Genomic DNA, 13,537 nt, shown 5'->3' with positions numbered 1-13,537 from the left:
TGGGAGCTGGCTTGCCTGCGATGACGTCGGCCCAGCGAACATTGATGTGGGTTGACCCACCGCTATCGGGGGCAAGCCCCCTCCCACTCGCGATCTTCACAATTTTTTGGAACCGTGTTTCTACACCCAGCCGCCGTCAACGATAAAGTTTTGCGCCGAACACATCGCCGAGGCATCCGAGGCCAGAAACAGGGCCATATTGGCGATGTGTTCCGGCATCACACTGCCAGGCAGGCACTGGCTACGGGCGATCAACTCCCGAGCCGCATCATCCACCCACATGGCCAATTGTTTTTCCGTCATCACCCAGCCCGGCACCAGTGTGTTGACGCGGATATGGCTCGGCCCCAGCTCCCGTGCCAGGCCTCGGGTCATGCCGTGGGCGGCAGCCTTGCTGGCGGCGTACACCGGGTAGCCGGCAGAAGCCATCATCCAGCCGACCGAACCCAGGTTGATGATCGAGCCGCCACCCGCCTCTTTCATCATTGGCACCACCGCCTTTGCGGCAAAGAAGGCGTGCTTGAGGTTGACAGCGATCAACCGGTCAAACATTTGCGAGTCGATTTCTTCCAGACTGTGGCGCACGTCATTTGCCGCGTTGTTGACCAGCACCGTGATCGGCCCGAGGGAATGCTCGAAGCGCCGGATTGCCGCACCGTAGCCAATCTCATCGGTGATATCGCAGCACTCGAACTCGACAGTGTGGCCCTTGGAGTTCAGCAGCGCCGCCAAGCGTTCACCCTGGCTTTGCGCGCGATCCACAAACGCCACTTTGGCACCCTGGGCGGCAAAGGCCCGCACCATGAATTCGCCAATCCCTGACGCCCCGCCGGAGATCAATACGCTCTTGCCCTTGAGGTCGGGATAAATGGCGTGTTCAGTACTCATAACGTAGTGCCTCGATTAATTAGTCTTATTTTATTTTACGAAATTGGCGTTAAAGGCTATAAATCTGCTGGATAACCGGTGAAATATCTCACATTAGTAGAACTATTCAACCCAAAAACAACAAAAGGAAGTTCGACATGAAGCACCCTCGATACCTGTTGTCCGGTCTGGCGCTGTCCATGCTGATCGCCAGCGGCGGCGCTCACGCCGCCGGCCTTACCAGCGAGCACAAGCCTTTCGGTAAAACCAATGACGGCACCGCCGTCGAACAGTACGTGTTGCGCAACAGCCATGGCATGCAAGCCACGGTAATTACCTACGGCGGTGTATTACAGTCGCTGAAGGTGCCTGACAAAAACGGCAAGCTCGACGACGTAGTGCTGGGTTTCGATGACGTGCAAGGCTATCAAGGCGGTACTGCATTTTTCGGCGCAACCATTGGCCGCTTCGGCAACCGCCTGGCCGGCGGTGCCTTTGAACTCGACGGCAAACGCTACCAGGTGCCGCTCAACGACGGCCCCAACTCGCTGCATGGCGGCGCCCAAGGCTTCGACAAACAGGTGTGGCACGCCGAGCCCGTCAAGGACAAGGATTCGGTGGGCGTCACCCTCACCTACCTGTCCAAGGACGGTGAAATGGGTTTCCCCGGCAACCTGAAGACCGAAGTCACTTACCGCCTCAACGACAAGAACGAACTGCACATCGACTACAAGGCCACCACCGACAAACCGACGGTACTCAACCTCACCAATCACAGCTACTTCAACCTCGCCGGCGCGGGTAACGGCGACATTCTCAAGCAGGTCGCCACCTTGCACGCCAGCCACTACACACCGGTGAATGCCACCTTGATCCCCACCGGTGAGCTGGCTCCGGTCAAGGGCACACCGATGGACTTCCTCAAGCCCACGCCTATTGGCCAGCACATCAAGGCGGACCATCCGCAGCTCAAATTTGCCGAGCCGAAACAAGGCGGGTTCGACTTCAACTGGGCCCTGGATACCAAAGGTGATGTGAAGCAGCTTGCTGCCCAGGTGCATGACCCTGAGTCGGGGCGGCGCTTGCAGCTTTACACCAGTGAGCCTGGGGTGCAGTTCTACACCAGCAACTTCCTGGATGGTTCGGTGAAGGGCAAAGGTGGCAAGACGTACCAGCACTGGAGCGGGTTCACCCTGGAGACCCAGCATTTTCCGGATGCGCCTAACCAACCCGGCTTTGCCTCAACTCGCTTGAATCCAGGGCAAACCTATATCCAGAACACCATTTTCAAGTTCACCGCCGATTAAAACTGTGGGAGGGCTACACCCCGATGAGCATAGGTATCTGCACAACTTTGCAGTCGCCAACAGTAACCACGATGCGAAGCGAGCCGCTTTTGATCTTGATCTGCTTTTGATCTTGATCTTAAGCGCCCCGTCAAACCACGCTGGCCGGAATTCGACAGGGATTTGGGGGGTAAACCGGCAGGGATGCCGGTTTAGCCGCCCCGCGCCATGGATGGCGCGTGGCGGCGGCCCCCCAAATCCATGGCGGATTACGGGCACACCGAGCCTAAGCGAGGTGCCGAGTGGTGGGGCAAGAGCCCTTTGGTTACTTTGGGGCTCTTTTCCAAAGTGACCCGCTGTAAAAGCGGAACCAATATCAGCCGTTACCCAAATAACGGATATGTACTCGGTCTGATCCAGCATCCTGGTCGGCCCCGAGGCCGCCATCGGGAGCAAGCCCCCTCCCACAGGTCCGGCGTAACGCCAAAGTTGTGTAAATACCCATGCCCCCAGTAAAAGCTCGCACATTCCTCCCCACCCACTAAGCTCAATCTCGAACAAAAACAGCGAGCAGCCCGCCATGCCCCATCTCACCGAAACGTTCCGCAGCCGCTACCGCGCCAACGTGAGTCGCCATTACAACCCCTGGCTACACGCCGCGTTCGTCCTCGGCTACGGCATCACCTGTATCACCCTGGCCTGGTCCTCCACCGCACAGATCACCGCCCTGCAGTGGCTGACGGTGCCCTTGACGCTGGTGTTCTTCAACCTGTGCATCTACCTCGTGCACCGTCATCTCGGCCATCACAAACACTCATTCGCCCGGCTGTTCTACGCGCGCCACACCGGCGATCACCACAGTTTCTTCACGCCCGGCCACATGACCTACGACAGCCCGCGTGACTGGCGCGTCATCCTGTTCCCCGCCTGGCTGATCGTACTGCACAGCCTGGCCATCACCCTTCCCGGCTGGTGGCTGCTCAAGCAACTGAACCCCAACGTGGCGGGGTTGTTTGCCGGGTGCATGATCCTCGGCTACCTGCTCTACGAGGTGTTCCACGCCTGCGAACACTTGCCCGCTGAACACCCGGTGGCGCGCCTGCCGTGGATTCGCCAAATGCATCGCCTGCACGCCCTGCATCACCGTCGCGAGCTGATGCAGGGGCGCAATTTCAATATCGTGTTGCCGTTGATGGATTACCTGTTTGGCACGCTGCATTGGGAGCCGGCCACAAAAAAAGGGAGCAGCCCAGATGGACTGCCCCCTGCTTCACATTCCTAGATCAATCAGCGCACGATGGTCTGGCTGCAAATGTGGCCCAGGCTGACGTATTGGGTGATATTGCCGCCTACGCCCACACCCGGAAACTCCTTGAGCTCGATGCGCCAGCCACCTTCGTTGAACCAGGTTTCCCAGTTGTAGGTCTGGCCCGACGCGCTGTCCGGGTACCGCACTTTATAGTCGCCGGAGCAAGTGCCCAAGGCGACATTACCCGAAGCTGCACCCGTGATGCCGGTCTTGGCCTCATAGTTGACCCAGTTGTAAGTTGCACCAAAGTGCTTGTCGACCCGCAGCACCGGGGTGACCCCGCGCAATGGCTCACCGGTGCTGTCCGACCATTGGGTGCTCCAGCTCAGATTGCGGGCTGCCTGGGTGGCCAGCTGGAAGATCGAGCTGGGAATGCGCACTACGTTATCGCCGTTCACGTTGTGCTGGTTCAAGCGAGGCGCCGAACCCAGGGTCAACTTGTACTGCGCCTGAGGGTTCAACGCCACCGCCGGGTTCGCCCGCACACGTACCTTGACCGTGTAGCCCGGCGTCAGGTTCGGATAGGTGGAGGTGGAATCCGGCTGAATCACTACCCAGTTATTACCGTCGAAACGCTCGAAGATCCACTGGTTGCGCGTACCCGCACCATCATCACCCAGGAACATGCCGACACCCTGGCCACGCAGCGACGTGAAGGAGAAGTAATCCACATCATTGACGCTGTCGAGGTTACCGGTCACCTGATTCAGCGCATCCGGCAGGGCAAACGCGGTTTGCTCGGTATCGTTGGGCTCGTAGGCATCAATGTTGCTGTCTACCGCCACGCCGAAGCTGAACTGCGAGTTGCTCGCGGCATTGGCCACCATGAACCAGTAGTAGTCACCGGCCGGCAATACACCGTTGAGGTACTCATCGGCATTGCCGGCGTTATCAGATGTGCCCAACGGGGTCAGATTACCCTGCCCGTCATCGTGGAACAGGGTCAGCGACATGTCCGTGCCGACACTCTGGTTCAACAACTGCACCTGAATTCGCGCATTCTTCGGCAGGTTGAAGTGGTAGGCGATCTGCGCGCCGGTCTCCACCCCGGTCAGCGTGTAAAGGGTGTTGATATCCAGAGTTGGAAACAGCGGAGTGAAGGCAGCAACCGCCGCTTCCTTGAGTTTCGCCTGATCGGGCTTTACCAACTCGCCTACCTTGGCATCAACCACCGCATTACTGGCAATTGCCTTGCCGGCTGACACCTTGGGCTTGCCGGCCTTGGCTGCATCGAGCTTTTGCTTGAGTGCGTCCGAGACAATGGCCTTCTCCACTGTGCCACCTTGTTTCAACGCTTTGTCCACGGCCTGCCTGACCGTCTGCGCACTGAGCTTGGGAGGGGTTTGCTCAGCCAGGGCAAAGACCGAAACAAAGCAGGAGGCCATCATGGCCGCACCTAGCATAAGGGCTTTTTTCGATTTCATTTTTTATCCATCCATAGTTAAAAAATTGAAGCTCAGGTGACCGGTGACGTCCGGTCACCTGGGATGGACTGTAGGACAATACTGTATTTATGTACAGTGCTTTAACAAAAATATGTGCTCCCGGTTTTTTTCGCGAGTGAGCCCCCCTTCTATGGAATTGGGATATCGCACCACTTATGCCAAACAACCCAAACGATCATTGCGATAATCCAGATAGTAGAAAGACGATAGGGCCACAAAGCCCAACGTTTGAGCGCCAAGGGAACAGAAGCCAGCTCAGCCTCGGTCACGAGTCCTGCTTCCAGGTAGCGCTTGGGCATTGAAAGGATGTCAATTATCAGACCCATGCGATGGAATCTGTCGATCCGCTGATTTTTTCTCCAGATACGCTTATGTCTTTGAACCTTTTCGTTTTCACTGAAGTGGCTCTCCAACTCATCGAGCTTTTTATACTCGACAAATAGCATCAGTCCTAACAAGACGAGTACACCAGCAGACAGAACAATCGTGTAAGCAGTAAACAACCACATCGTTAAGTGCCCTCAGGCTGGAACATCAAATCACCACCCTCCACGGCAATAATTTTTCCACCCAGGAAAGCTCCCTGTTCACCCAAAACAACGCCACCGGCATATCCTGCCGAGGCGCTTCCGATAACTGCACACATAACCTGACCGCCACTCTTCACGGAAATACCCATAAATACGTGGCACACGCGACGAGCTAATTTTGCCCCCGCGTAACCACCCCAAGCAGCTCCCGTCACTCCACCCACCAACCTCCCCGTCTCCACATACTTCGCCCGCCGGCACTGCGCCTCCCTTCCCACCACACACGCCTCCCTGATTTCCAAACCCGCCACGCCCACATCCAACGCCAACCCAAGATATGTTCCTTGCTTTAACCATTTCGACATCTGCGTAATCGTCTGAACCCGCTGCGCATAGCCCGCAATCTCGCCTTGATGCAGATAGCTTTTGGTCGAGATCCCAAGCGTTCCCTTCAGCGGTTGATTGCCACGCAACCCCGAGCCAAATCGTGCCGCCCCCTGCAGTTGCGAATCCAAAACGCCAAACATCCGTCGGCGTTGGCGTATAAACGTTTCTCTGTCCAGACCACCATCCTTCAATTGGCGATGCAGTTGCTCGATTTCCTTCAAAGTATGTGCAATATCCTGCAGGTGCCGGCTCCAAGTCGACGTCGCACTGCCGATGCCTATCGAGCCATACCCCAGAATGCTCTGCGCCAAGTCGTAATTTGTGTTTCGTGCTCTATCAAGCGGCATGTTCCGGTCCAGTTGGCGACTAATCTCTTCAGCGTGGCGCATCACCCACGCTTCTTCGATTGTGCAATGGGTACTGGACGTTTCTGGAACGATCACCAACTCACCCGGCCTCACCAACCCTTGGCTCAGGTGTTGATTCAGCACATCAAAATGGTCCGGGCCCTGCAACAAGCCTGCGTGCCACAGCCGCGACTTCAAAGATGAGTAAGGTGTTGACTGCTGATTGATGTAGCCGTACGCCATGTCCTGCATTCCGATACCGAGAGAGATGGCATCGAAATATAAGCAAGCGCCTACAGCCCGGACACAAGCAGGCGGGGGTCAAACAATACGTTTGGGAAGTTGCCTACACAGCAAAAGATAAGCGCCTACGGAAGACACCCTAATACCCCGTCATCTCCAAATACCCCACCCCACCCTCGAACTTCACCGGCCCTTCCCAGTAGGGAATCCCCAGGTTCATCCACGCTTTCGGATTGACCGCCTCGGTGATGATATCCAGCTCTTTACCGGGGATCTTCAGCGACCAGCGCGTGGGAATGCTGCGCCCGTCAATCTCGGTTCTGGTCAGTGGCGCCAGTTGAATATCTGCGTTGTGCAGGGTCTCGGTGCGGCCCTGGGCGTCGATCCAGGTGCCGGTGAGGTACCCGCCGCCGTCTTTGTCTCGCACGCGAAAGAGCATCAGTTGCGCGCCCCGGTCCAGGTGCAGGGAGAACCAGTCCCAGCCGGTCTGGCTGGCGGCCAGGGGTTGGCTGCTCCATTCGCGGTCGAGCCAGGCCGGGCCGCTGACTTCGTACGTCTGGCCGTCGATACTGATGCTGCCGGTGGCGGTGAAAAACGGCTGGCTGTAGTAGTACGACGCCTGGCCCTGGTCGGATTTGCGGCTGTAGCCGTTGTCACCTTGCAGCACCAACGGGCGGCTGGAGGTCAGTTGCAGGTCGTAGGCGAATTGCCCGCCACTGGCCTTGAGTTGCATATCGGCCAGAGCGCTAGTGGCGCCTGGGCGGGTGGCGAAGTTCCAGTCGTCGATCCAGGCGTTGAACGGCAACGCTTGCGCTCCGGCCTGGCCGACGCCACCACGGGCGAAGCGTTCGGCGGCGTAGTGGTGGGTGGCGCTGGTGACGGCGGCGTGGCCGAGCCAGATGGTGGAGTCGCGCCAGCCTTGCTGCATCGGCCCGGCATTCACGGCGTTGCGAAACAAGGTCCATTGCACGCCGAACACATTGCCCTGGGCATCCTTGAGGTTGGCGGTGACGTACCACCATTCGATGCGAAAGCCTGGGTGCGGGCCGTGATCTTCGGGGAAGCTGAAGACTTTACCAGGGGCCACTTGGGCAAACTCCGCCGCATCGCTGCCCAGCCCGGCGAAGCTTTCCTCGGGTGCAGGCGGCTTGTCACAGGCACTCAACAGCAGCAGCAACACCCCCCACCCCAACGCTTTAATCTTCATTTGCAAAGGTCCTCAACAAATCCGCCGGGCGGCTGCGGTAGAGCTGCCATAGCGGCCAGGCCGAGGCCAGCAATGTCGCAAGCAACGCCAGCCCCATCAACTGCGCAAGCTGCCCGGGGAATACCTGCAACGGCAGGCGCCAGCCGAACGCCTGGACGTTGATCACCGCATCCAGGCACCACGCCAGCAACAGCCCCAACGGCAACGCAAGGACCAGCGTCAATACCGCCAGCAGCCAGGTCTGGCCGAGGTTGAGCAGCATCAGCTGGCGGCGTGTCACCCCCAGCGCCCACAACGGCGCAAGTTGCCCGAGGCGACTCTGGCTCTGGGTCAGCAGGCTGATGAACAATGCCACGCCCGCCACGCCCAGGGTCAGACTGTTCAACGCCGCAGTGGCGGCGAAGGTGCGTTCGAAGACCTGGCTGGACCATCCCTTGAGTTGTTGTTGATCGACAATACGACTGTCTTCCAGGGCGAACTCACGCTGCACTTCACCCACCAGCGGCTGCACATCCTGGGGCGCCACGCGCAGGTTGAATCGCACCGGTGACAGCGTCGGCCAATGAGCCAACAGGTGCTTGGCGTTGACCAGCAGATGGCCCTTGGGGTTGCCATAGTCGGCATAGATTCCGACGATTTCCGGTGCCCATGTGCCCTGCGGGGTGGGGACTTGAACCCTGTCGCCCAGGCGCACGTTCAAGCGCCGCGCCAACTGCTCGCTGAGCATCACGCTATCGTCTTGCAGCAAGCGGTCCCAGGGTGTGCTCGTCGCCTCCAGCAACGGCCAGTGCTGACGATAGGTGGGGTTGTCGACCACACCAAACAGTTCCGCCGGCCAGCCTTGCAACTGCACCGCGACCTGCCAGCTGGGCAGCACCGCCTGCACCAACGGCTGCTGTGCCAACCATGTGTGCAGTTGCTGCGCCTGAGCCGGATTTTGCGGGTTGAGGTAAAGCTCGGCGGTCAGGCGTTGTTCCAGCCAGTGGTTGAAGGTCTGGCGAAAACCCGAGGTCATGGAGCCTGCGCCAATATTGGCCGCCAGGGCCAGCAACAGCGCCATGAGTGCCAGGCTCAAGGCTGGCAGTTGCTGGCGACAGTCGGCGAGGAACCACTGGCCCAGTACCGAACGACTGCGCCCCAGCACGCCGTTCAACAGCGCATTGAGCAACACCGGCAAACCCAGTGCAGCGCCCAGCAGCAAGGCCGCCATCAGCACGAATCCGGCGGCCAGGCTGTTGCCCAACTCCAGGGCCAGCAGTGCAATGAGCAGCGCCGCAACCGCCACCCAACCCTGGCGCCGCAACCAGCGCCCGTGGGCCTCATGCCAGGCTTGTGCATTGGCCAGCGCCAGCAACGGCAAACGCGCCGCACGCCACAGGCTGCTGGCCCCTGCGAGCAAGGCGCCGAGCAGGCTCAAGCCCAGCCCTGCAAGCCACCACCCCGGGCTCAAGCTCAGTTGACCTGCCACTTCGGCCCCGTACAGGCCGCGCAAGCTGGCGGCGACGTCCGGCAGCAACAGGCTGGCCAGCAGGTAACCGCTGGCGATCCCGAGTAGACCGCCCAGCAATGCCAGAACGCCCAGTTCGACCCCCAGGCTCAGGATCAGCATTCGCGCACTGACCCCGCAGGCACGCAAAGTGCGCAACAAACCCCGCCGTTGTTCCAGGGCCAGGCCGATGGCTGCGTGCACGATAAACAACCCGACCACGAAGGACAAAAAGCCCAAGGCGTCGAGGTTCAGATGAAAGCTTTCGGTGAGACGTGAGAGGTTGTTGTCCTCGCCCTGCTTGAGTTGCAACCCGGCGGGCGCTTGGGGATGGCGAGCGGCGAAGGCGTTGTCCAGCAGCAAGCGCGACAACCGCCCCTGCATGTTCAGCAAGGGTTGGGCAAAACCGATATCGGTAAGCAGCATTCCGGGGGCCATGTCCGGCTGAACCTGCAACGGCGGCAAGCGCTGCCCGCTGGCCGTCAGCGGTTGTTCGCCCGCGTGCAAACCGAGCGCCTCCAAGGTTTGCGCGGCAACCCAGGTACGCCCCGGCGCCTGGAAAAACGCCAGCATCTGTGCCTGGCTCAAGCGCTGCCCGGCCACGCTGCCGCTGCCAGGTAACGATACCGGCTCAATGCCCATCAATTGCAGCCGCTGCTCCTCATGCCCCTTGAGTACCACCCGCCCCTGCACCACCGGTGACACCGGCCACCCGGCGCGGCGCAATTGCGCAAACAACGCTTGGGGGAACGCGGCGCCGTCCGGTGCGCTCAAGCTGGCCTGCGGTTCGCCGCCGATCAATTGGCTGGCGCGCGCATAGCCGTCCCGTGCCTGGCTGTTGAGCGCCTGCACGCCCGTCAATAATGCGGTAGCCAGCCACAGGCCGGTCAGCACGCTGAAAAACTGCACCGGGTGACGGCGCCAGTGGCTCAACAACGCACGCAAAGCCCAGCAGAACACCGCCATCTCAGCGCGCGTCCATCGGCACGACACGGCCATGGTGCAGCACCACCTGCTGGTCCAGGCGTGCGGCCAGGCGTGGGCTGTGGGTAACCATCAACAGGCTGGTAGGGCTGTCCTGCAGCAGATCCAACAGCAACTGCAGCACCTCATCGCTGGTGGTTTCGTCGAGGTTGCCGGTGGGCTCATCGGCCAACAGCAAACCCGGACGCGAGGCCAGCGCCCGCCCTACCGCCACCCGCTGCTGCTGCCCGCCGGACAGTTGCTCCGGATAACGCTTGAGCAAATCACCCAGCCCCAGGCGCTCCACCAACTGCGCCTGCCAATGCGGATCGAAACGCCCCGCCAGGCGTGCCTGGAATGCCAGGTTGTCCTCCACACGCAAGCTGCCGATCAGGTTGAACTGCTGGAACACCAGGCCGATTTCGGTACGGCGCCAATGGGCCAGTTGCCCTTCGCTGAGCTGGTCCAAGCGCTGCTCGCCAATGCGGATGCTGCCGCCGTCGACCCGGTCCAGGCCGGCCACCAGGTGCAGCAAGGTGCTTTTGCCACTGCCCGACTCGCCCATCAGCGCCAGACTGCTGCGCGCCCCCAGGTACAGGTCGACACCGTCCAGCACGGCCAGCGGACCTTGGGGAGTGGCGTAGTGTTTGATAACCCCTTGTACCTGCAACATAGGAACGCTCATTTGAAGGACTGCCAACGAGAATAACGGCTGAGGGTGATGCCCACGCAAATTTTTCACATGGATTTCACCGCCTGCCCATCCTCGACACTTTAGAGTGCGCTCCCAGTGGTGATAACCCACAACTTGTTAGTTACTAATTTTCACACTTTTTACGACGCTAATGTTCAGCAAAAAGACAGCAGTACTGTGACAGGCTGCTGCTCCACAACGGGCGATCGTCCATTAACTGCACTTGTTATAAACATAATTAAAGGGCCGAGGGTGAACAGCGTGGCAGACATGATCCTGGCCAATCCAAAACCCAAATGGGCAAGGTTGAAGCGCCTGAAAAAGTACCGCCTGCCTGTGCTGGGCATCGGCGTAATCGGCCTGCTGCTGACAGGTTTTCTGTTGTGGCCGTCTTCCCCGCTTGATCTGGGTGTCGGCAATCGCCTGGTCACCTCCGGGGTGCTCGCCAGTTGGCGCCAGGGCGACCTGGTGGTACTGGTGCGTCATGAAGAACGCTGCGACCGCTCGACAAATCCTTGTTTCGGCCCTGCCAGCGGCCTCACGATCCAGGGCACGCAACGCGCGACCGAGCTGGGCAAAGCCTTTGATTCATTGGGTATGGAGGCCACCGACGTGCTGAGCAGCCCGACCACGCGCACTGCCCAAACCTCGCTGTTCATGTTCGGCAAGACCGAGCTGTCCCCTGGCCCGCTCGCCATTTGCGGGGATGCCATGGCGGAGGAAATCCTCAGCCATAAAAAGCCGAGTCGCAACCTCATGTTGATCACCCACAGCGCCTGCATGAGCGACTTCCAGACGAGCCTGGGCTTTCCCCATGCCGCAGCGGCCGAATATGGCAGTGCACTGTTCGTCAAGGTATTGCCCAACGGCAAACTTGAGGCAATGGGCACTCTGAAAATCCAGCAATGGGCCGCAGTAGTTAAACAACTTTAATTACACTTATTTACATATCCAGCAGCTGTTACGTTCAGCAAAACGACAGCCCTGTTCTGGCATGTTCAGTTGCGCCTCTTAGTTAGGTTCCCCCCTCATTGATTCAGTGAACATCACGATGCTCGGCCCGATTAATTCAATACTCTTCCTGCACCTGTTTGAACGTCATGGAGCGACGTGCTCATGACCCGCTTGAACCCTCTGCCCTGGTTAATCCTGGGCTTTGCCGTTTTTTTCTTGCTGCCCCTGGGCTTTCACGGCCTGTGGATTCCGGATGAAACCCGTTATGCCCAGGTCAGCCAGGAAATGCTGATGAGCGGCAACTGGGTAGCGCCGCACTTTATGGGCGTGCGTTATTTCGAAAAACCCGCCGCGGGCTATTGGCTGATTGCCCTGGGCCAGGCGGTGTTTGGCGAGAACCTGTTCGGCGTGCGTATCGCCTCGGTCCTGGCCACGGCGCTGAGTGTGCTGCTGGCCTACCTGATCGCGCGGCGCTTGTGGAACGACCCACGTAAAAGCTTCGCCTGCGCCCTGCTCTACATGAGCTTTGGCCTGGTGGCCGGGCAAGCCGGGTATTCCAATCTTGATCCGCAATTTACCTTGTGGGTCAACCTGAGCCTGGTCGCCCTGTGGTTTGCTCTCGACAGCCCCACCTTACGCGGGCGTTTGGGTTGCTGGGCCTTGTTGGGGCTGGCGTGCGGCATGGGGTTCATGACCAAGGGGTTTCTGGCGTGGCTGCTGCCAGTATTGGTCGCAGTGCCTTACCTGATCTGGCAGCGCCGCGTCGGTGAGTTGCTGCGCTACGGGCCGGTGGCGATTATGGTTGCGGTACTGGTTTGCCTGCCGTGGGCATTGGCGATCCATGCGCGGGAACCGGATTACTGGCGCTTTTTCTTCTGGCACGAACACATTCGCCGCTTCGCCTCCGACAATGCGCAACATGCGCGGCCGTTCTGGTTCTTCCTGCCGATCATGGTCGTGGCGTGTCTGCCGTGGGCCGCATTACTGCCGACAACACTGTGCAAGGCCTGGAACGAAAAACGCCAGCCGGCGATCGCCTTTCTCGCCCTGTGGTGGCTGCTGCCCCTGGGCTTTTTCAGCCTGAGCAAAGGCAAGTTGCCGACCTACATCATGCCCTGCCTGCTGCCCCTGGCGCTGCTGATGGGCCACGGCTTGATCGACCTGATCAAGCAAGGCAAGGCACGTACGATTGTGATCAACGGCGCGGTCAATTTCGTTCTCGGCATGGCGGCCATGGTCGGGCTGATTTACCTGCAAATCACCGACCCGCTGTACGGCAACAGCCACGCCGAGATGTTCAGCCTGTCCCTGGCTTTTATCGTGCTGCTGGGCTGGATCCTCGCCAACCTGTTGCAGGCGGTGCGCCCGCTGACGTTATGGGCGATGCCGGCGCTGGGCATTGGCTTGCTGGTAGCCCTGCTGCCGGCGGGAATGCCGCAGTTGATAGCGGATAACGAAATGCCCGACCAGTTCGTGCTTGAGCACCTGGACGAACTGCAACACACCCGTGCTTTGCTGAGCAACGAACTGGGCCTGGCATCGGCCTTGTCATGGCGCCTGCGTGAGCCAGAGGTGGCGTTTTACGGCACCGAGGGCGAGCTGCGCTACGGCTTGCATTACGGAGAAGCGGCGCACCGCAAGGTCACGCTCGACAACGTGCAAGCCTGGTTGGCCCAAGCCCGCGAGCGAGGTTCGGTGGGCGTGCTGATGCGGGTCCGCAGCACCAGCGAACACCGCGAAGAAGGGCAATTGCCGCCCGGCGGCAAGCGCTATCGCAAGGGCAACCTGGTACTGACGATTTACCCCCAACAACCTTGAT

General features: G+C 59.7%; 11 protein-coding genes. 4 read left to right on the top strand and 7 right to left on the bottom strand.

Annotated elements, in window-relative coordinates; translation table 11 throughout:
- Positions 1 to 120: 120 nt before the first annotated feature.
- Entirely contained in the window at positions 121 to 888 is a 768-nt protein-coding gene (locus FW800_RS11305; RefSeq protein WP_032880421.1) for an SDR family NAD(P)-dependent oxidoreductase, read from the bottom strand.
- 137 nt (positions 889 to 1,025) lie between these two features.
- Here FW800_RS11305 and FW800_RS11300 point away from each other — a divergent pair, with 137 nt between their 5' ends.
- The gene (locus FW800_RS11300; RefSeq protein ID WP_032880420.1) at positions 1,026 to 2,174 is read left to right on the top strand and encodes an aldose epimerase family protein; all 1,149 of its coding nucleotides are present in this window, start codon (positions 1,026 to 1,028) and stop codon (positions 2,172 to 2,174) included.
- Between the two features lie 559 nt (positions 2,175 to 2,733).
- Complete coding sequence (locus FW800_RS11295) at positions 2,734 to 3,435, top strand: sterol desaturase family protein (protein WP_223018448.1); 702 nt, start codon at positions 2,734 to 2,736, stop codon at positions 3,433 to 3,435.
- A gap of 5 nt (positions 3,436 to 3,440) precedes the next feature.
- On the opposite strand, the gene FW800_RS11290 is transcribed toward FW800_RS11295, so the two are convergent.
- From FW800_RS11290 to FW800_RS11265, 6 genes are all read right to left on the bottom strand, one after another.
- Positions 3,441 to 4,886, bottom strand: coding sequence for a hypothetical protein (locus tag FW800_RS11290; protein WP_446437642.1), 1,446 nt, complete (start codon positions 4,884 to 4,886; stop codon positions 3,441 to 3,443).
- Positions 4,887 to 5,035: 149 nt separating this feature from the next.
- On the bottom strand, positions 5,036 to 5,416 hold the full coding sequence (locus tag FW800_RS11285; RefSeq protein ID WP_446437641.1) for a hypothetical protein: 381 nt from the start codon (positions 5,414 to 5,416) through the stop codon (positions 5,036 to 5,038).
- Between the two features lie 2 nt (positions 5,417 to 5,418).
- Positions 5,419 to 6,414, bottom strand: a complete 996-nt coding sequence (locus FW800_RS11280; protein WP_446437640.1) for a hypothetical protein — start codon at positions 6,412 to 6,414, stop codon at positions 5,419 to 5,421.
- A 139-nt stretch (positions 6,415 to 6,553) separates the two neighbouring features.
- Positions 6,554 to 7,621 carry a lipocalin-like domain-containing protein gene (locus tag FW800_RS11275; protein ID WP_446437639.1) on the bottom strand — a complete coding sequence of 356 codons (1,068 nt, stop codon included), beginning with the start codon at positions 7,619 to 7,621 and terminating at the stop codon, positions 6,554 to 6,556.
- Positions 7,611 to 10,073: an FtsX-like permease family protein gene (locus tag FW800_RS11270; protein ID WP_446437671.1), complete on the bottom strand. Its 2,463-nt coding sequence runs from the start codon at positions 10,071 to 10,073 to the stop codon at positions 7,611 to 7,613. Before FW800_RS11270 ends, FW800_RS11275 begins: the two co-directional genes overlap by 11 nt.
- Before the next feature lies 1 nt (position 10,074).
- Positions 10,075 to 10,743 carry an ABC transporter ATP-binding protein gene (locus FW800_RS11265; RefSeq protein WP_446437638.1) on the bottom strand — a complete coding sequence of 223 codons (669 nt, stop codon included), beginning with the start codon at positions 10,741 to 10,743 and terminating at the stop codon, positions 10,075 to 10,077.
- A gap of 273 nt (positions 10,744 to 11,016) precedes the next feature.
- Here FW800_RS11265 and pmrG point away from each other — a divergent pair, with 273 nt between their 5' ends.
- Positions 11,017 to 11,697, top strand: a complete 681-nt coding sequence (gene pmrG / locus FW800_RS11260; RefSeq protein WP_446437637.1) for a lipopolysaccharide core heptose(II)-phosphate phosphatase PmrG — start codon at positions 11,017 to 11,019, stop codon at positions 11,695 to 11,697.
- 183 nt (positions 11,698 to 11,880) lie between these two features.
- Complete coding sequence (gene arnT, locus FW800_RS11255; protein ID WP_446437636.1) at positions 11,881 to 13,536, top strand: lipid IV(A) 4-amino-4-deoxy-L-arabinosyltransferase; 1,656 nt, start codon at positions 11,881 to 11,883, stop codon at positions 13,534 to 13,536.
- Position 13,537 lies beyond the last annotated feature (1 nt).

The organism is Pseudomonas sp. 910_23 (assembly GCF_052850795.1).
The sequence above is the reverse complement of the archived record's forward strand: the minus strand, read 5'-3'. Positions and strand labels throughout refer to the sequence as shown.

What these genes read in the sequence shown, in the direction of transcription:
- FW800_RS11275 (WP_446437639.1), bottom strand. Translation starts at nt 7,621, where the DNA reads ATGAAGATTAAAGCGTTGGGGTGGGGGGTGTTGCTGCTGCTGTTGAGT.
- FW800_RS11265 (WP_446437638.1), bottom strand. Translation starts at nt 10,743, where the DNA reads ATGTTGCAGGTACAAGGGGTTATCAAACACTACGCCACTCCCCAAGGT.
- FW800_RS11300 (WP_032880420.1), top strand. Translation starts at nt 1,026, where the DNA reads ATGAAGCACCCTCGATACCTGTTGTCCGGTCTGGCGCTGTCCATGCTG.
- FW800_RS11280 (WP_446437640.1), bottom strand. Translation starts at nt 6,414, where the DNA reads ATGGCGTACGGCTACATCAATCAGCAGTCAACACCTTACTCATCTTTG.
- FW800_RS11285 (WP_446437641.1), bottom strand. Translation starts at nt 5,416, where the DNA reads ATGTGGTTGTTTACTGCTTACACGATTGTTCTGTCTGCTGGTGTACTC.
- FW800_RS11290 (WP_446437642.1), bottom strand. Translation starts at nt 4,886, where the DNA reads ATGAAATCGAAAAAAGCCCTTATGCTAGGTGCGGCCATGATGGCCTCC.
- FW800_RS11305 (WP_032880421.1), bottom strand. Translation starts at nt 888, where the DNA reads ATGAGTACTGAACACGCCATTTATCCCGACCTCAAGGGCAAGAGCGTA.
- FW800_RS11270 (WP_446437671.1), bottom strand. Translation starts at nt 10,073, where the DNA reads ATGGCGGTGTTCTGCTGGGCTTTGCGTGCGTTGTTGAGCCACTGGCGC.
- arnT (WP_446437636.1), top strand. Translation starts at nt 11,881, where the DNA reads ATGACCCGCTTGAACCCTCTGCCCTGGTTAATCCTGGGCTTTGCCGTT.
- FW800_RS11295 (WP_223018448.1), top strand. Translation starts at nt 2,734, where the DNA reads ATGCCCCATCTCACCGAAACGTTCCGCAGCCGCTACCGCGCCAACGTG.